The organism is Candidatus Pantoea deserta, assembly GCF_003813865.1.
GTDB lineage: Bacteria > Pseudomonadota > Gammaproteobacteria > Enterobacterales > Enterobacteriaceae > Pantoea > Pantoea deserta.
Genome location: NZ_RMVG01000001.1, coordinates 270,121 through 287,281, shown reverse-complemented (window position 1 = coordinate 287,281; position 17,161 = coordinate 270,121). Strand labels below are relative to the sequence as shown.

The following is a 17,161-nucleotide window of genomic DNA, read 5'->3' as shown; positions in this document are numbered from 1 at the left end:
TCCTCGTTGTGGTTTGCGCACATGGCGCTCTCCTGGTGAACAGGTTAAGCCTGGTTGTTTATGCTGAGAAATCAAGCCAGGCGGCGAAAGCTGACTATATTTTAGGATAACGACAACAGGTTAGCGGGAGGCGACATGCATCGTGTATTACTGACCGGCGCAACCGGACTGGTGGGCGCGCATCTGCTGCGCCTGCTGGCAGAGGACAGCCGCGTGGATGAGATTATCGCGCCGACGCGCCGCCCGCTGCCGCCGATGCGAAAAGTAGTGAACCCGGTCGAAGCCGATTTAACCGACGCGTTGCGGCCGCTCAGGCTCGCCGTCGACAGCGTGTTTTGCTGCCTCGGCACCACGCGCAAACAGGCGGGCAGCAAAGCGGCGTTTTTGCATGTGGACTATACGCTGGTGGTGGATACGGGCTTAAGCGGGCTGCGGCTGGGCGCGAAACAGATGGTGGCGGTGAGCGCGCACGGCGCGAATCGCCATTCGCCTTTTTTCTACAGCCGGGTAAAAGGCGAAATGGAGAATGCGCTGCGGCATCAGGGCTGGCCTCGCCTGACGCTGATCCGCCCCTCGCTGCTGCTGGGCGAGCGGCAGCGTAAGCGGACAGGCGAAAGTATGCTGGCGCCGCTGTTCCGCCTGTTGCCCGGCGACTGGCGCGCCGTCTCTGCGTTAGCGGTGGCGAAGTGCATGCACGAGCGCGCGTTTCAGCCGAGCGGCGAGAAAGTCGAGATCGTCGAATCTGGTCAGATCGCGCGTTCGATCCGCTCCTGACGCAGATCCCAGATAATCTGATTGCGGCTGCCGCGCCACAGCAGCGTGGCATCTTTCTCCGCTTCGATAAAGCGTCCGTCGATCAGCACGTCTATGTAGGTCAGCACCTCGCGCTGGGCGCAGTTAAGTTCGGCGCGCTGATAGCCGGTCCACAGCCAGATGTCTTTATCCGGACAGGCTGAGCGCACGCGCTTCACCAGCCGCCGGATACAGGGCACATTGTGCGGATGGAGCGGATCGCCGCCGCTCAGCGACAGCCCCTGGCGTCGAATGCGCGTGTCCTGCAAATCGGCAATCAGGCGCTCTTCCATCTCCAGCGTAAAAGGCGTGCCGGAGTCGAGTCGCCAGGTGCTCTGGTTATAGCAGCCGCGACACTGATGCTCGCATCCGGCTACGAACAGCGTGCAGCGCGTGCCTGGGCCGTTAACCACGTCAACGTCGTAGTAGCGGTGAATGCGCATCATCCCAGCGGCCCGCTCTCCAGATGTTTAACGCGGCGCTGGACTTCTTCCTGCTTGCCCGCGTTAAAAGGTCGCGCATCCGGACTGCCAAGATAGCCGCAGACGCGGCGCGTTACCGAGACGCGCGCCGGATCGTGATTGCCGCAGTTCGGGCAGGTAAAGCCGCGGCTGGTACAGCTAAACTCGCCGGTGAAGCCGCATTCATAGCATTCATCAATCGGCGTATTGGTGCCGTAATAGGGCACGCGATCGTAGCTGTAGTCCCAGACATCCTCCAGCGCCTTAAGGTTGTGCTGAAGGTTAGGATACTCGCCGTAACAGATAAAGCCGCCGTTCGCCAGCGGCGGATAGGGCGCTTCAAAGTCAATCTTGTCGTAGGGATTAACCTTTTTCTCGACGTCGAGATGAAAGCTGTTGGTGTAGTAGCCTTTATCCGTCACGCCGGGCACCACGCCGAACTGCGCGGCGTCGAGGCGGCAGAAGCGGTCGCAGAGATTTTCGCTGGGCGTGCTGTAGAGGCTGAAGCCGTAGCCGGTTTCCGCTTTCCAGGCGTCGGTGGCCGCGCGCAGATGCGCCACAATCTCGATGCCTTTGGCGCGCAGCGCGGGATCGTCATAAGGATGGCGCGCGCCGCCGCTGAGAGCATTAAGGGTTTCATGCAGGCCGATATAGCCCAGCGACAGCGAGGCGCGGCCGTTACGGAAAATGGGGCCCACTTCATCGTCGGCGTTGAGTCGTACGCCGCAGGCGCCTTCCATATAGAGAATGGGCGCTACGCGCGCTTTGGTTTTTTCCAGCCTGGCGATGCGCGTCATCAGCGCGCGCTTAGCCAGCGCCAGCCGCGCGTCGAGCAGCGTCCAGAAGCGCGCTTCGTCGCCCTGCGCCTCCAGCGCGATGCGCGGCAGATTAAGGCTGATAACCCCCAGGTTGTTGCGCCCGTCGTGAATTTCGACGCCGTTCTCTTCATAGACGCCGAGAAAGCTGCGACAGCCCATCGGGGTTTTAAAGGAACCCGTTACTTTCACCACCTGGTCATAGTTAAGAATATCGGGATACATACGCTTGCTGGCGCACTCCAGCGCCAGCTGCTTGATGTCGTAGTTAACGTCTCCCGGACGGCGATTGACGCCTTCGCGGATAGCAAATACCAGTTTGGGAAAAACGGCGGTTTTATGGTTTTTCCCCAGACCGGCGATGCGGTTGCGCAGGATCGACTGCTGGATCAGGCGGGCCGCCCAGCTGGTGCCGAGTCCAAAGCCAAAGGTAACGAACGGCGTCTGTCCGTTGGCGGTATGCAGCGTATTAACCTCATACTCCAGCGACTGAAAGGCGTCGTAGCACTCTTTCTCCGTGCGCGCCCGCGCATAGGCTTCCACGTCGGCAATGCGCCATTCGGCGGCAACGGTGCGGTGTTTATCCATGCTGAGCAGCACAAAGGGTTCCAGCACTTCGTCGATGCGGTTGATGGTGGTGCCGCCGTAAATATGGCTGGCGACCTGAGCAATAATCTGCGCGGTTACCGCCGTAGCGGTAGCGATCGATTTTGGCGGCTCGATCTCGGCGTTGCCCATCTTAAAGCCGTTAGTGAGCATACCTTTCAGGTCGATCAGCATGCAGTTGAACATGGGGAAAAAAGGCGAGTAGTCGAGGTCGTGATAGTGGATTTCGCCGCGCTCGTGCGCCTGCACCACGTCGCGCGGCAACAGCTGCTGCTGCGCGTAGTGTTTCGCCACGATCCCGGCCAGCAGATCGCGCTGGGTAGGGATCACCTTACTGTCTTTATTGGCGTTCTCGTTGAGCAGGGCGGCATTGGTCTGCTCGACCAGCCCGCGAATCGCATGATGCAGTTTGCCGCGCTGCTCGCGCGCGACGTCGCGGTCGTGGCGATATTCAATATAGGCGCGCGCCAGCTGAGGATAAGGTCCTTCCATCAGCGTCTCTTCGACGGCGAACTGAATATCACGGATGTCGACCTCGGCGCGGCCAGCCAGCTTTTCGCTGACGCGCTGCGCGACGGTAGCGCACCACTGCGCATCCTCGACCTGTGCCGCACGCGCTGCCGCGACAACCGCCGCTTCAATCCTTGCTGTGTCAAATTCACAACGACAGCCGTCGCGCTTCACCACTACTCTTACCATGCTCTCTCCGTTAGCTACATATTGTGCCAGGGAGGATTTTAGCTACTACATATGGATATGTGGGGGGATTTAATCGCAGCGAAGTTGACCTGAAACAAAGAAGAGAAGGGTGTCGGCGCAAAAGGGAACAGGGAGGGGAATCGCATGCGCGCGCCGTGCGGCAGCGCGCGCAAGGGTATCAGCGACGCAGCGCGATCGCTTCGATTTCAATCTTCACGTCTTTGGGCAAACGCGCCACTTCTACGCAAGAGCGCGCCGGGAAACTGGCGTTGTGCTCGGTAAAAAAGGCTTCATAAGTCGCATTAACGGTAGCGAAATCATTGAGGTCTTTCACGAAGACCGTTGTTTTTACAATGTCGCCTACCTGCAATCCTGCCGCCTCGACAATGGCTTTCACATTTTCCAGCGACTGACGCGCCTGAGCGGCGATCTCTTCCGCGACGGCGCCGGTCACCGGATCGACCGGGATCTGACCCGAAGTGATGATCATGCTGCCCAGATCCACGCCCTGCACATAGGGACCGATCGCCGCTGGGGCTTTTTCCGTACTGATTTCGCGAGACATACCTGCTCCTTAAAAGTGACGCAGCGGCACAGCGCGCCGCTGGTGAGAAATATTGCCCCATTATAGGGAGGGAGGAGGCGATTACCAGTGACCGAGCACAACGTGATGCGCGAAGGCCTTCTCGCAATATTTGCAGGTCAGCAGCACCTCATCGCCGCGTTTTTTCACCGCAAAGCTGGAGAAAACCGGCTCGCTGCGGCTGATGCAGTTGCCGTTAGGACAGGTCAGCACGCGCTCAATACGATCCGGCAGCGCGGGCGCGATCTTGGCCACCACCTCGTAATCGTCGATGCGGTTCACCGTGGCATGCGGCGCGTAAACCGCCAGCTGATTGATCTGATCCTCAGTAAGAAAGGTGTTTTCGATTTTGATCAAATCCTTGCGGCCCATCTCGCCAGAGGGCAGGTTAAGCCCAATGGTAATGCGCTGATCGGTTTCGGTCAGGCGAAACAGCGACAGCAGCTTAAACCCAACCTGCGCCGGAATGTGGTCGATAACCGTGCCGCGCTTAATCGCTTCTACCTGTAATTTGTTGTCATGCGTCATGGCGATTGCTCCTTACAGATCCAGTTCGCTATTGAGGACCAGCGCCAGCAGAGCCTGACGCGCGAAGATACCATTGCCGGCCTGCTGGAAATACCAGGCGTAAGGCGTGTTATCCACATCGGTGGCGATTTCGTCAACGCGGGGCAGCGGGTGCAGCACTTTCATATTATCGCGCGCGTTGGCCAGGTCTGCGGCGCGCAGAATAAACTGCGCTTTCACGTTGGCGTATTCTGACGGATCGAGCCGCTCTTTCTGCACGCGCGTCATATAGATAATGTCGGCGTGCGGGATCACTTCATCAATGCTGTCGTGGCGCGACCAGACAATGCCGCGCTCGTCCAGCGTGTCGGTGATATAAGCCGGCATCGCCAGCGCATCGGGCGCGATAAAGTAAAAGCGATTGCCGTCGAACTTCGCCAGCGCCTGCGTCAGAGAGTGCACGGTGCGGCCATATTTCAGATCGCCGACCATGGCGATGCTCAGATTATCCAGACGGCTTTGCGTTTCGCGGATGGTAAAGAGATCGAGCAGCGTCTGCGTCGGGTGCTGGTTCGCGCCGTCGCCTGCGTTGAGGATCGGCACGCCGCCGGAAAACTCAGTGGCGAGCCGCGCCGCGCCCTCCTGCGGATGGCGCATCACGATGGCATCGACGTAGGTGCCGATCACGGAAATGGTGTCCGCCAGGGTTTCGCCCTTTTTGCCGAGCGAGGTGTTGCTGCCGTCAGCGAAGCCCACCACCGAGGCTCCCAGCCGATGGATCGCCGTTTCGAACGACAGGCGCGTGCGCGTTGAGGCCTCAAAGAAGCAGCTGGCGATCACCTTATGCTTCAGCAGCTCAGGCTGTGGATGCGCTTTAAGCCGGGCGGCGGTGTGCAGCACCTGTTCCAGCTCGTCGCGGCTGAGATCGTTAATAGAGATAATGTGCTTACGATATAACGGGTTAGCCATAGATCGCCTCTCTGCGCTGCCGAATTGCGGACAAAAAAAAGCCCCGGATTAAAGGGGCTTTTTTAGGATCGGGTTGATAACGGAAAAAAACAGGCGCGCCGCCTGCGGTCAGGCGTGACGTGGCGTCAATGTGTAGGGTGCGCTGTTGCATGCTTCCTCCCGGCAAACTGGGGCGCATTATACGCGTCCGGCCATTTGCATCAAGGGAAAACGTTTGCGGCGCGTTAGCCTTTGCTGAGCGTCGCCACCATGACCGCTTTTATGGTGTGCATGCGGTTTTCCGCCTGATCAAAGACGATGCTGTGCTCAGATTCAAATACCGCGTTGCTGACTTCCATCCCGTCGCGCAGACCGTACTGTTCGGCCATCTGACGGCCCAGCGTGGTCTGATCGTCATGAAAGGCGGGCAGGCAGTGCAGGAATTTTACCTGCGGGTTGCCGGTGAGCTGCAACATCTCCTGATTCACCTGATAGTCGCGCAGCAGCGCGATGCGCTCTTCCCACACTTTTTTGTCTTCGCCCATGGAAACCCAGACGTCGGTGTAGATAAAGTCCGCGCCCTTAACGCCTTCTTCAATCTCTTCGGTCAGGGTAATCTTGCCGCCGGTTTTCTGCGCCGCCAGACGACACGCCTCCACCAGCTGCGGTTCCGGCCAGCAGCCTTTCGGCGCCACCAGGCGCAGATCCAGACCCGTCACCGCCGCCGCTTCCAGCATACTGTTGCCCATGTTATTGCGCGCGTCGCCGACGTACACCAGCGTCATTTCGTTCAGCGCCTTGCCCGGCAGGTGCTCCTGCATGGTGAGCAGATCGGCCAGTAGCTGAGTGGGATGAAACTCGGTGGTCAGCCCGTTCCACACCGGCACGCCAGCAAATTCCGCCAGGGTTTCCACCAGCGGCTGGCCGTAGCCGCGATACTGGATGCCGTCATACATGCGGCCCAGCACGCGGGCGGTATCCTTCATCGACTCTTTATGACCAATCTGGCTGCCGCTTGGGCCAAGATAGGTGACGTTAGCGCCCTGATCGTATGCGGCAACTTCGAAAGAGCATCGGGTGCGGGTCGAGTCTTTTTCGAAGATGAGCGCAATATTTTTGCCTTTCAGGCGCGGCGTTTCGCTACCGTTTTTTTTATCGCGTTTTAATTCAGCGGCGAGGTCAAGCAGAAAAGCGATGTCGGCTGGGGTGAAATCCAGCAGCCGAAGGAAGTGGCGTTGAAAAAGCTGACTCATAACAGGCTCCAGTGCGTCCATTCCGGTTGAATGAAAATTCAATTTAAACGTATGAATATTCATTTTCAACCCCGGCGACAAGAAACTTTCCGTTTTGAGTAGTGGCGCGCCGGGCAGTGTGGGAAAATACTTATTTATTGCCAAATACTGAGGGGAAATCGTCATGGCATATGAAGCATTGCTGGAAGAGCAGCGTGAAGAGACACGCCTGATCATTGACGAACTACTGGAAGACGGTAGCGATCCGGATGCGCTCTATACCATTGAGCATCATCTCTCCTGCAACAACTTCGATTCACTGGAAAAAGCGGCTGTCGACGCGTTCAAGCTGGGCTACGAGGTTACCGAACCGGAAGAGCTGGAGCTGGAGGATGGCACCACGGTGATGTGCGTCGATATTCTCAGCGAGTCGGCGCTTAAGCCAGAGCTGATCGATGCGCAGGTCGAGCAGCTGGTTAATCTGGTGGGTAAATACAACGTCGACTATGACGGCTGGGGCACTTACTTTGAAGATCCAGACGCCGAAGATGAAGACGACGACGATGACGGCGATGTCATCGACGACGACGAAGATACTGGCGTTCGCCACTGATTGTGCTGGCGGAGCCGCGCGCTCCGCCTTGTTGCTCTTCTGCTTTCTGAACCGACATGAACTACGCACCGCTGCTTGAACCTATCCATCAGTTTTTACTCTGCCGCACCCCGCAAGCCTGGATTGATGAGGCGAGCAAACCGGAAAACCTGACGCTGCTGCTGACCGACCATCTGGTCTGCGAGCTGAAAGCCGCGCAGACGGCGACCTGGCTTATCCGTAAATATGTCGCCGACAAGCCGAGCGGCGAGGCCATTCTCGCCTGGCTGAAGCCTTATGAAGATTTCATCTTCCGCGAGCATGCCGACAGCCAGTTTATTCACGCCCATAAAAACCTGACCAAAAGCATTATTGTGCGCAACGAACTGCCTTGGGCGGACGATCTGGTCGAAAAGATGGTGCTGCTGATCAAAGAAGAGCTGCATCACTTTTATCAGGTCTGGGAGATTATGCAGGCGCGCGGCTTGCCCTATAGCAAGATTACCTCGAGCCGCTACGCGAAAGGGCTGCTGCGAGAGATCACCACGCACGAGCCGGACACGCTGGTGGATAAGCTGATTTGCGGCGCCTATATCGAGGCGCGCTCCTGCGAGCGCTTTGCCAGCCTTGCGCCTTACCTTGATGCGGAGCTGGAGAAGTTCTATATCTCGCTGCTGCGTTCGGAAGCGCGCCACTATCAGGACTATTTAACCCTGGCGGCGCACATATCGCCGAAAGATATTACGCCGCGCGTGCGGGCGATTGGCGAAGCGGAGGCGAAGCTGATTAGCGAGCCGGATAAGGAGCTGCGTTTCCACAGCGGCGTTCCGGCATTCTGATTTACAGCGTTTTCAGCATGCGGTATTCGCAGTCGCCGTGGCCGGTGCAGCCGAGCGCATTGTCGATGCGCTCAAAGCCGAGCGACTCGTAGAGTTTGATGGCGCGCGTCAGGCTGCCGGTGGTTTCCAGATAACAGCGGCGGAAACCGCGCTGACGCGCATGCGCCATCGCGCGCAGCGCCAGCTCACGCGCCACGCCGAAGCCGCGCACGTCCGGCAGAAAATACATCTTTTGCAGCTCGCAAATATCCGGCGCGCTACAGGCGAGCGGGGCGATGCCGCCGCCGCCCATCACCTTCCCCTGATGCTCCACAACCCAGTAGGCGCTGTGCTCGGCGCGGTAGAGTTCATATAAATTGTCGAGCTGCGGATCGGCGACGGTATAGCCCTTGTCCGCCGTCAGGCCGAACTCTGCCGAGACGGTGCGGATCACCTGCGCGATGTGGGGATTGTCGGCGGCGCTGATGGGGCGCAGCTGAAGCGCCAGCCGCAATGCTGAAGTCGTCATAATCTTTTCCGGTTAAAATAATAAAGCCGGGCAAGCCCGGCTTTGGTTTTTAAGCTGTCAGACTCAGATGCTTACAATGCCGCAATCACGGCCTGCTGTTCAATCAGTTTTGCTTTCGACTGTTCCAGCTCGGCTACGCGCTCGCGTTCTTTCGCGACCACCGCTTCCGGCGCGCGCGCCACAAAACCTTCGTTCGCCAGCTTGACCTGAATCTTCTCGATCTCAACGTCAAGTTTACCCAGCTCTTTCGCCAGGCGCTCCAGCTCCGCGGCCTTGTCCACCAGGCCCGCCATCGGGATCAGCAGCTCCGCGCCCTCAACGATTTTCGTCACGGAAACCGGACCTTTTTCGCCAGCAGGCAGTACGGTCAGGCTCTCAAGACGCGCCAGGCGCGACAGGAAGTTGCGGTTCTGCTCGACGCGGCGCAGGGCCGCCGGGGAGCAGTCGCGCAGCAGCACATCCAGCGGCTTGCTCAGGGCGATATTCATCTCGGCGCGGATATTACGCACCGCGACGATCGCCTGCTTCATCCACTCGATGTCCGCCATCGCTTCCGCATCTTCTTTCGCCGCGTCGAACTGCGGGAAGGGTTGCAGCATAATGGTGTCGTCGCTGATGTTTTTCAGCACTTTCACACGCTGCCAGATGGTCTCGGTGATAAACGGAATAATCGGGTGGGCGAGGCGCAGCAGGGCTTCCAGTACCGTTACCAGGGTGTTGCGCGTGCCGCGCAGTTCCGCTTCGCTGCCGCTGTTCATGACCGGCTTGGTCAGCTCCAGATACCAGTCGCAGAACTGGTTCCAGGTGAAGTCATACAGCAGGTTGGCCGCGATGTCGAAACGATAGCTGTCCAGCGCGTCACGATACGCCTTCACCGTATTGTTGAACTCGGCGAGGATCCAGCGATCCGCCAGCGACAGCGTCATTTCGCCGCCGTTCTGACCGCAATCCTGATCTTCAGTGTTCATCAACACAAAGCGGCTGGCGTTCCACAGCTTGTTACAGAAGTTGCGATAGCCTTCAAGACGCTTCATATCCCAGTTGATGTCGCGACCGGTTGACGCCAGCGCGGCCAGGGTAAAGCGCAGCGCATCGGTGCCTGAGGGTTCGATACCGTTCGGGAACTGCTTCTCGGTGCGCTTGCGGATCTTCTCCGCCAGCTGCGGCTGCATCATATTGCCGGTGCGTTTCTCCAGCAGATCCGCCAGCGAGATGCCGTCAACCATATCCAGCGGGTCAATGACGTTGCCCTTGGATTTCGACATTTTCTGACCTTCTTCATCACGGATCAGACCGGTCATATAGACGGTCTTGAACGGCACCTGCGGCTTGCCGTTCTCATCTTTGATGAAGTGCATGGTCAGCATGATCATGCGGGCAATCCAGAAGAAGATAATGTCGAAGCCGCTCACCAGCACGCTGGTCGGGTGGAAGGTGCGCAGCGCTTCGGTGTTTTCCGGCCAGCCGAGAGTAGAGAAGGTCCACAGACCAGAGGAGAACCAGGTATCGAGCACGTCGTCATCCTGACGTAGCGCGACCTCTGCGCTCAGGTTGTTCTCGCTGCGCACCTCTTCTTCGGTGCGGCCAACGTAGACGTTGCCGTCGTTGTCATACCATGCCGGAATACGGTGGCCCCACCACAGCTGACGTGAGATACACCAGTCCTGAATATCGCGCATCCAGGAGAAGTACATGTTTTCATACTGCTTAGGCACAAACTGGATGTCGCCGTTCTCGACCGCTTCAACCGCGACTTTCGCCAGCGGCGCGGTGCGCACGTACCACTGATCGGTCAGCATCGGTTCGATCACCACGCCGCCGCGATCGCCATAAGGCACGGTCAGGTCATGCGGTTTGATCTCATCCAGCAGGCCCAGCTCGTCCACCGCGGCCACAATGGCTTTACGCGCGGCAAAACGTTCCATTTGCTGGAACTGCGCCGGGATTTCATCCGAGCAGGCGTCGCTGACTTCGCCATTGGTGTCGTATACCTGAGCGCGCTCGCGGATGTCGCCGTCAAAGGTCAGGATATTGATCATCGGCAGCTTGTGGCGACGACCGACTTCATAGTCGTTGAAATCGTGCGCCGGCGTGATTTTCACGCAGCCGGTGCCTTTCTCCATATCGGCGTGCTCGTCGCCGACGATGGGAATGCGGCGGTTTACCAGCGGCAGGATCACCTCTTTGCCGATCAGGTCTTTGTAGCGCGGATCTTCCGGGTTAACCGCGACGCCGGTATCGCCCAGCAGGGTTTCCGGACGGGTGGTCGCCACCACCAGATAATCTTTGCCTTCGGCGGTTTTCACGCCGTCCGCCAGCGGATAGCGGATATGCCACATAGAGCCTTTGCTCTCGCGGTTTTCCACTTCGAGATCGGAAATAGCGGTGCGCAGCTTGGGATCCCAGTTCACCAGGCGTTTGCCGCGGTAGATCAGATTCTCTTTATAGAGGCGAACAAAGACCTCTTTTACCGCGTTGGAGAGACCTTCATCCATGGTGAAGCGCTCGCGCTCCCAGTCCACGGAGTTGCCGAGACGACGCATCTGACGGGTAATGGTGCCGCCGGATTCGGCTTTCCACTGCCAGATTTTATCGATAAAGGCGTCGCGGCCGTAATCCTGACGCGTTTTGCCCTCTTCAGCGGCAATCTTGCGCTCAACAACCATCTGGGTCGCGATGCCTGCATGGTCAGTCCCTGCCTGCCAAAGCGTATTTTTACCCTGCATGCGCTGGTAGCGGATCATGGTGTCCATAATGGTCTGCTGGAAGGCATGACCCATATGCAGGCTGCCGGTGACGTTCGGCGGCGGGATCATGATGCAGAAGCTTTCCTGGCTGGTATCGCCGTTAGGCTTGAAATAGCCTTGCTCTTCCCAGTGCTCGTAAAGCGGCTGCTCGATGTCTTGCGGGTTATATGTTTTTTCCATTTCTGCTATGTCGTTTGCGGCTGCGGCGGCGTGGCCGTATTCAATTGGAAACCAACGCTGCGGTACGCTTTATAGCGGTCGCGCGCCAGCTGTTTCTGAGACTCTTCGTAGGGTACGAAGTCTATCACTTCATGGAAAGCAGTAGCAAAATCTGCAAACTGCGGCAGCAGGCTGATCAGCAAGTCACGCGGCGAGCTGCCGCGACGCTGCGGCCAGGCCAGCTCGACCGGCGCGCCGTAGCGCGGGCCTTCGCCTGCCAGATTGTGCGGCACAAAAGCGTTAGCCGGACGCTGCCAGAGCGCCTCGTCGAGACGAATGGCCTGCTGCTCATTTTCACAGGCGATCAAAATACGTTTGCCCGCCCGCCAGCGCGTTTCCGCCAGATCGCACACCAGCGCTTCAATGGCGCTCAGTTCATCGCTGTGCGAGTCCGATTCCATTACGTAAAAGGTTGCGTTTTTCATGGAAAGGCCTTGTGGGTGAGAGATGAGGATATTACCAGCTAAGGCGTGCGGTAGCACTTCCCGATGAGATGGATATGGCGTCGGCAGCGGTATAAATCAATGCGCGCCGCCGGGTCAGGCGGCGCGCAGCGGGTTAATCGTCGCCGTTAAGGCCGGCGCGGTTCAGCAGGAACTGCGACAGCATCGGCACCGGACGACCGGTTGCGCCTTTGGCTTTACCGGAGCGCCAGGCGGTGCCCGCGATGTCCAGGTGCGCCCAGTTGTATTTACGGGCAAAACGCGCCAGGAAGCAGGCGGCGGTGATGGCGCCGCCGGGACGGCCGCCGATATTGGCCATATCGGCGAAATTGGACTCCAGCTGCTCCTGATACTCATCCGCCATCGGCAGACGCCAGGCGCGATCGCCGGACTGTTCGGACGCGCCGATCAGCTCATGCGCCAGCGGATTGTGGTTCGACAGCAGGCCGCTGACGTGATGGCCCAGCGCAATCACGCAGGCGCCGGTCAGCGTCGCCACGTCAATCACCACTTCCGGATCGAAGCGTTCGACGTAGGTCAGGGTATCGCACAGCACCAGGCGGCCTTCGGCATCGGTGTTCAACACTTCGACCGTCTGGCCCGACATGGTGGTCAGCACGTCGCCCGGACGCATTGCGCGGCCATCCGGCATATTTTCGCAGCCCGCCAGCACGCCGACCACGTTGAGCGGCAGATTCAGTTCGGCCACCATACGCATCACGCCGTAGACCGAGGCTGCGCCGCACATGTCGTACTTCATTTCGTCCATGGACTCGGCGGGCTTGATAGAGATGCCGCCGGAATCGAAGGTTAATCCTTTGCCTACCAGCACAATGGGGCGCGCCTCCGGGTCCGGATTGCCTTTGTACTCGATAACCGACATCAGGGATTCGTTTTGCGAGCCGGCGCCGACGGCCAGGTAGGCGTTCATGCCCAGCTCTTTCATCTGCTGTTCGCCAATGACGCGCGTGGTGATGTTCTGGCTGTAGGCGTCTGCCAGCTGACGCGCCTGTGAGGCAAGGTAGGCGGCATTGCAGATATTGGGCGGCATATTGCCCAGATCTTTGGCGGCCTTAACGCCAGCGGCGACCGCCAGGCCGTGCTGAATGGCGCGTTCTCCGCTGGTCAGCTCGCGGCGCGTGGGGACGTTGAACACCAGCTTACGCAGCGGACGGCGCGGTTCGGTCTTATTGCTTTTTAACTGGTCAAAGTTATAAAGGGTTTCTTTGGAGGTTTCGACCGCCTGACGCACTTTCCAGTAGGTATTGCGGCTTTTTACATGCAGTTCGGTGAGGAAGCAGACTGCCTCCATTGAGCCGGTATCGTTCAGCGTATTGATGGTTTTCTGGATGACCTGTTTGTACTGCCGCTCGTCCAGCTCACGCTCTTTGCCGCAGCCAATCAGCAGAATGCGCTCGGAAAGAATATTCGGCACATGATGCAGCAGCAGCGTCTGGCCGACTTTGCCTTCCAGCTCGCCGCGGCGCAGCAGGGCGCTGATATAGCCGTCGCTGATCTTATCTAACTGTTCGGCGATCGGCGACAGACGACGCGGCTCGAAAACACCGACAACAATGCAGGCGCTGCGCTGTTTTTCCGGGCTTCCGCTTTTTACACTGAACTCCATGCACTCTCCTGAATCTTAAAGACAACGGCCGCAGCTGTCGCTAGAATGGTCCGCTTGTTACCAAATGGGCAAAAAGTTTGTTGGTAATCAGCGTTCGAACTACGTTTAGTGTGGCAATGCATTAATTTTCACCACCCTAACGCGTTTGCCATACCATTTTAGCTGCGACACTGGCCGTTGATGAAGAAAAATGGCTAATAAGCGTTGAAACTAGCGATTTTCCTGCAAAAAGACAAGTTATCACAGGCGTACTAAGCGTGATCATCATTAGATATCTGGTTCGGGAGACGCTCAAAAGCCAGCTGGCTATCCTTTTCATCCTGCTGCTTATCTTCTTTTGTCAGAAGTTAGTGCGGATTTTAGGGGCTGCGGTGGACGGCGAAATCCCAACAAATCTCGTTCTGACTCTGTTAGGGCTTGGCGTGCCTGAAATGGCACAACTTATCCTTCCGTTAAGCCTGTTTCTGGCCATCCTGATGACGCTGGGCAAGCTTTATACCGACAGCGAAATCACCGTGATGCACGCCTGCGGTTTAGGCAAAAGCGTACTGGTGAAGGCGGCAATGATATTGATGCTGCTCACATCGCTGGTGGCGGCGGTCAATGTTATCTGGCTCGGCCCCTGGTCCTCGCGTTATCAGGACGAGGTAACGCAAAACGCCAAAGCCAACCCAGGCGCGGCGGCGCTGGCGGCGGGGCAGTTCCAGACCTCCAGCGACGGCAACTCGGTGCTGTTTATCGAAGACGTTAAGGGCAACCAGTTCGGTAACGTGTTCCTGGCGCAGCTGCGCGCGAAAGGGAATGCGCGTCCGTCAGTGGTGCTGGCGGACAGCGGTCATATGGAGCAGCGTAAAGACGGTTCTCAGATTGTCACCCTGGATAAGGGCACGCGATTTGAGGGCACCGCGATGCTGCGCGATTTCCGTATTACCGACTTTACTAACTACCAGGCGCTGGTGGGCTATAAAGAGGCGACGCTCGATCCCAATGACGCCGAGCAGTCCAGCCTGTCTACGCTGCTGAGCAACGATACCCCGGCGTTCCGTTCAGAGCTGCACTGGCGCCTTACGCTGATCTTCTCGGTGCTGGTGATGGCGCTGATGGTGGTGCCCCTTAGCGTCGTGAATCCGCGTCAGGGCCGCGTGCTGTCAATGCTGCCCGCGATGCTGCTCTATCTGATCTTCTTCCTGCTGCAAAGCTCGCTGAAGTCGAATGCGGCGAAAGGACGGCTGGATCCCGCCATCTGGATGTGGGTGGTCAACATCAGCTATCTGCTGCTGGCGGTAGCGCTTAACCTGTGGGATACGGTGCCGATGCGCCGCGTACGCGCCCGCTTCAGTCGCGGAGGTTCCGTCTGATGTTTCGCGTTCTCGACCGTTATATCGGTAAAACCATTTTCAATACCATTATGCTGACGCTGTTCATGCTGGTGTCGCTCTCTGGCATCATCAAGTTCGTCGATCAGCTGCGCAAGACCGGGCAGGGCGCGTACACCGCGCTTGCCGCCGGTTACTACACGCTGCTCAGCGTGCCGAAAGATATTGAGATTTTCTTCCCGATGGCGGCGCTGCTTGGCGCGCTGCTGGGGCTTGGCACGCTGGCGCAGCGCAGCGAGCTGGTGGTGATGCAGGCGGCGGGCTTTACCCGCATGCAGGTCGCGCTGTCAGTGATGAAAACGGCGATTCCGCTGGTGCTGCTGACCATGGCGATCGGCGAGTTTCTTGCGCCTGCGGGCGAACAGATGGCGCGCAACTACCGCGCGACGCAGCTCTACGGCGGCGCGCTGGTCTCCACGCAGAACGGCCTGTGGGCGAAGGATGGCAACAACTTCATCTACATTGAACGGGTGCGCGGCGATAACCAGCTCGACGGCGTCAGTATCTATAACTTCAGCGACGATCGTCGCCTGAAAAGCGTGCGCTACGCCGCCAGCGCCACCTGGGATCAGAACCACAAGCGCTGGAATCTGGCGCAGGTCGATGAGTCCGACTTGAACGATCCAAAGCAGATTAGCGGTTCGCAAAGCCTCGGCGGCGAATGGAAAACCAATCTGACGCCGGACAAGCTTGGCGTGGTGGCGCTGGATCCCGACGCGTTGTCGATTCGCGGCCTCTACAACTACAGCAAGTATCTGACGCAGAGCGGCCAGGAGTCGGGACGCTATCGACTCAATATGTGGAGCAAGATTTTCCAGCCGCTGTCGGTGGCGGTGATGATGCTGATGGCGCTGTCGTTTATCTTCGGCCCGCTGCGCAGCGTGTCGATGGGCGTGCGCGTGGTGACCGGCATCAGCTTTGGCTTTCTGTTCTACGTACTGGACCAGATCTTCGGTCCGCTCAGCCTGGTATACGGGCTGCCGCCGATTATGGGCGCTATTCTGCCCAGCGCGGCGTTCTTCGCCATTAGCTTGTTCCTGCTGATTAAGCGGCGCTAAGTCCGGGCAGCGACGCAGTAGCAAAAGTGAGGCCGCAATTTGCGGCCTCGCTCTTATAACTCGCTGAAAAAGCGTATTTTTACCGGTGTCGCTAATGACTGTTTTTCTCAGCTATGCCAGGCTCTGCGCAGGTTTTTTTCAGAGCCAGGAAAGATGAAGAAGCAAAAGAGTACGCCGACCCCGCACGACGCCGTCTTCCGACAGCTTCTCAGCCAGCCGGACGTGGCGCGCGACTTTATGGAAATTCACCTTCCGCCGCAACTCCTTGCGCTCTGCGACCTCAGCACGCTCAGGCTGGCCTCCGGCTCTTTTGTGGAAGATGATCTGCGCCCTTACTTCAGCGACGTGCTCTACAGCATGAAAACCCGCAGCGGCGACGACGGCTATGTGCAGGTGCTGATTGAGCATCAGTCGACGCCGGATAAACAGATGGCATTTCGGCTGCTGCGCTACGCGGTGGCGGCGATGAAGCGCCACCTCGACGCCGGACATAAGAGGCTGCCGCTGGTGATACCGGTGCTGTTTTACGCCGGTCAGCGCAGCCCTTATCCATATTCAACCTGCTGGCTGGACGGGTTCAGCGACCCGGCGCTGGCCGCCGCCCTTTACGGCAAGGCTTTTCCGCTGGTCGACGTCACCGTTATTCCTGACGATGAAATCGTGCGGCATCGCCGTATGGCGGCGCTGACGCTGTTGCAAAAACATATTCGCCAGCGCGATTTAGCAGAGATAATGGACCTGTTGGTAGCAGCCTGGCAGGCGGACAAATCTTCATCACAAACACTCTCGCTGGTAAACTATATTATTCAGGCAGGCGAAACCACAGATGCCAGCGCCTTTGTTCGCGAACTGGCGCAGCGAATGCCGCAACAGGAGGTCCCATTGATGACGATTGCAGAACAACTCAGGCAGGAAGGCGAGCTAAAGGGCAAACGGGAAGGGATACTTGAAGGCGAGCTCAAGGGCAAACTCGACGTCGCACGCAGCCTGCTGAAAATGCAACTGCCGCGCGACACCATCTTGCAGGCTACCGGGCTGACGGAAGAAGAACTCGATCGCCTCGGCGACCATTAACCCTCTGAAGCCGATACCCACACTGGCCAACATAA

Annotated in this window: 16 protein-coding genes; 6 read left to right on the top strand and 10 right to left on the bottom strand. The window is 58.3% G+C overall.

Annotated features, from left to right (window positions below; all coding sequences use genetic code 11):
* The first annotated feature begins 135 nt into the window (after positions 1–135).
* Positions 136–774, top strand: a complete 639-nt coding sequence (locus BBB56_RS01305; protein WP_123798134.1) for an NAD-dependent epimerase/dehydratase family protein — start codon at positions 136–138, stop codon at positions 772–774.
* Here the strand turns inward: BBB56_RS01305 and nrdG are convergent.
* The 6 genes from nrdG to argF all read right to left on the bottom strand — a co-directional run bounded on the left by nrdG (position 747) and on the right by argF (position 6,664).
* Positions 747–1,238 (bottom strand): anaerobic ribonucleoside-triphosphate reductase-activating protein, encoded by a 492-nt coding sequence (gene nrdG / locus BBB56_RS01300; protein WP_123798133.1) that lies wholly within the window; start codon positions 1,236–1,238, stop codon positions 747–749. The two genes, BBB56_RS01305 and nrdG, sit on opposite strands and share 28 nt — an antisense overlap.
* A complete protein-coding gene (gene nrdD / locus BBB56_RS01295; RefSeq protein WP_123798132.1) occupies positions 1,235–3,373 on the bottom strand; it encodes an anaerobic ribonucleoside-triphosphate reductase in 2,139 nt (712 codons plus the stop codon). Before nrdD ends, nrdG begins: the two co-directional genes overlap by 4 nt.
* A 178-nt stretch (positions 3,374–3,551) precedes the next feature.
* Positions 3,552–3,938 carry a 2-iminobutanoate/2-iminopropanoate deaminase gene (gene ridA, locus BBB56_RS01290; protein WP_123798131.1) on the bottom strand — a complete coding sequence of 129 codons (387 nt, stop codon included), beginning with the start codon at positions 3,936–3,938 and terminating at the stop codon, positions 3,552–3,554.
* An 81-nt stretch (positions 3,939–4,019) separates the two neighbouring features.
* A complete protein-coding gene (gene pyrI, locus BBB56_RS01285) occupies positions 4,020–4,484 on the bottom strand; it encodes an aspartate carbamoyltransferase regulatory subunit (RefSeq protein WP_123798130.1) in 465 nt (154 codons plus the stop codon).
* 12 nt (positions 4,485–4,496) lie between these two features.
* A complete protein-coding gene (gene pyrB / locus BBB56_RS01280) occupies positions 4,497–5,432 on the bottom strand; it encodes an aspartate carbamoyltransferase (protein ID WP_123798129.1) in 936 nt (311 codons plus the stop codon).
* Between the two features lie 224 nt (positions 5,433–5,656).
* A complete protein-coding gene (argF, locus tag BBB56_RS01275; RefSeq protein WP_123798128.1) occupies positions 5,657–6,664 on the bottom strand; it encodes an ornithine carbamoyltransferase in 1,008 nt (335 codons plus the stop codon).
* A gap of 163 nt (positions 6,665–6,827) precedes the next feature.
* Here argF and rraB point away from each other — a divergent pair, with 163 nt between their 5' ends.
* Both rraB and miaE read left to right on the top strand, forming a co-directional pair.
* Entirely contained in the window at positions 6,828–7,256 is a 429-nt protein-coding gene (gene rraB, locus BBB56_RS01270) for a ribonuclease E inhibitor RraB (RefSeq protein WP_123798127.1), read from the top strand.
* Between the two features lie 56 nt (positions 7,257–7,312).
* Positions 7,313–8,074, top strand: a complete 762-nt coding sequence (gene miaE / locus BBB56_RS01265; protein ID WP_123798126.1) for a tRNA isopentenyl-2-thiomethyl-A-37 hydroxylase MiaE — start codon at positions 7,313–7,315, stop codon at positions 8,072–8,074.
* 1 nt (position 8,075) lies between these two features.
* Here the strand turns inward: miaE and BBB56_RS01260 are convergent, their stop codons facing one another.
* The 4 genes from BBB56_RS01260 to pepA form a co-directional block, all read right to left on the bottom strand.
* Complete coding sequence (locus BBB56_RS01260; protein ID WP_123798125.1) at positions 8,076–8,582, bottom strand: GNAT family N-acetyltransferase; 507 nt, start codon at positions 8,580–8,582, stop codon at positions 8,076–8,078.
* Positions 8,583–8,653: 71 nt separating this feature from the next.
* On the bottom strand, positions 8,654–11,509 hold the full coding sequence (locus BBB56_RS01255; RefSeq protein WP_123798124.1) for a valine--tRNA ligase: 2,856 nt from the start codon (positions 11,507–11,509) through the stop codon (positions 8,654–8,656).
* A 5-nt stretch (positions 11,510–11,514) separates the two neighbouring features.
* Positions 11,515–11,973 (bottom strand): DNA polymerase III subunit chi, encoded by a 459-nt coding sequence (locus tag BBB56_RS01250; RefSeq protein WP_081136856.1) that lies wholly within the window; start codon positions 11,971–11,973, stop codon positions 11,515–11,517.
* 133 nt (positions 11,974–12,106) lie between these two features.
* Positions 12,107–13,618 (bottom strand): leucyl aminopeptidase, encoded by a 1,512-nt coding sequence (gene pepA, locus BBB56_RS01245; RefSeq protein WP_123798123.1) that lies wholly within the window; start codon positions 13,616–13,618, stop codon positions 12,107–12,109.
* 257 nt (positions 13,619–13,875) lie between these two features.
* Here pepA and lptF point away from each other — a divergent pair, with 257 nt between their 5' ends.
* The 3 genes from lptF to BBB56_RS01230 all read left to right on the top strand — a co-directional run bounded on the left by lptF (position 13,876) and on the right by BBB56_RS01230 (position 17,126).
* Positions 13,876–14,976 (top strand): LPS export ABC transporter permease LptF, encoded by a 1,101-nt coding sequence (gene lptF, locus BBB56_RS01240; RefSeq protein WP_123798122.1) that lies wholly within the window; start codon positions 13,876–13,878, stop codon positions 14,974–14,976.
* The gene (gene lptG / locus BBB56_RS01235) at positions 14,976–16,052 is read left to right on the top strand and encodes an LPS export ABC transporter permease LptG (protein ID WP_123798121.1); all 1,077 of its coding nucleotides are present in this window, start codon (positions 14,976–14,978) and stop codon (positions 16,050–16,052) included. The genes lptF and lptG overlap by 1 nt, the downstream gene beginning before the upstream one ends.
* Before the next feature lie 153 nt (positions 16,053–16,205).
* Positions 16,206–17,126 carry an Rpn family recombination-promoting nuclease/putative transposase gene (locus BBB56_RS01230; protein WP_123798120.1) on the top strand — a complete coding sequence of 307 codons (921 nt, stop codon included), beginning with the start codon at positions 16,206–16,208 and terminating at the stop codon, positions 17,124–17,126.
* Positions 17,127–17,161: the final 35 nt, after the last annotated feature.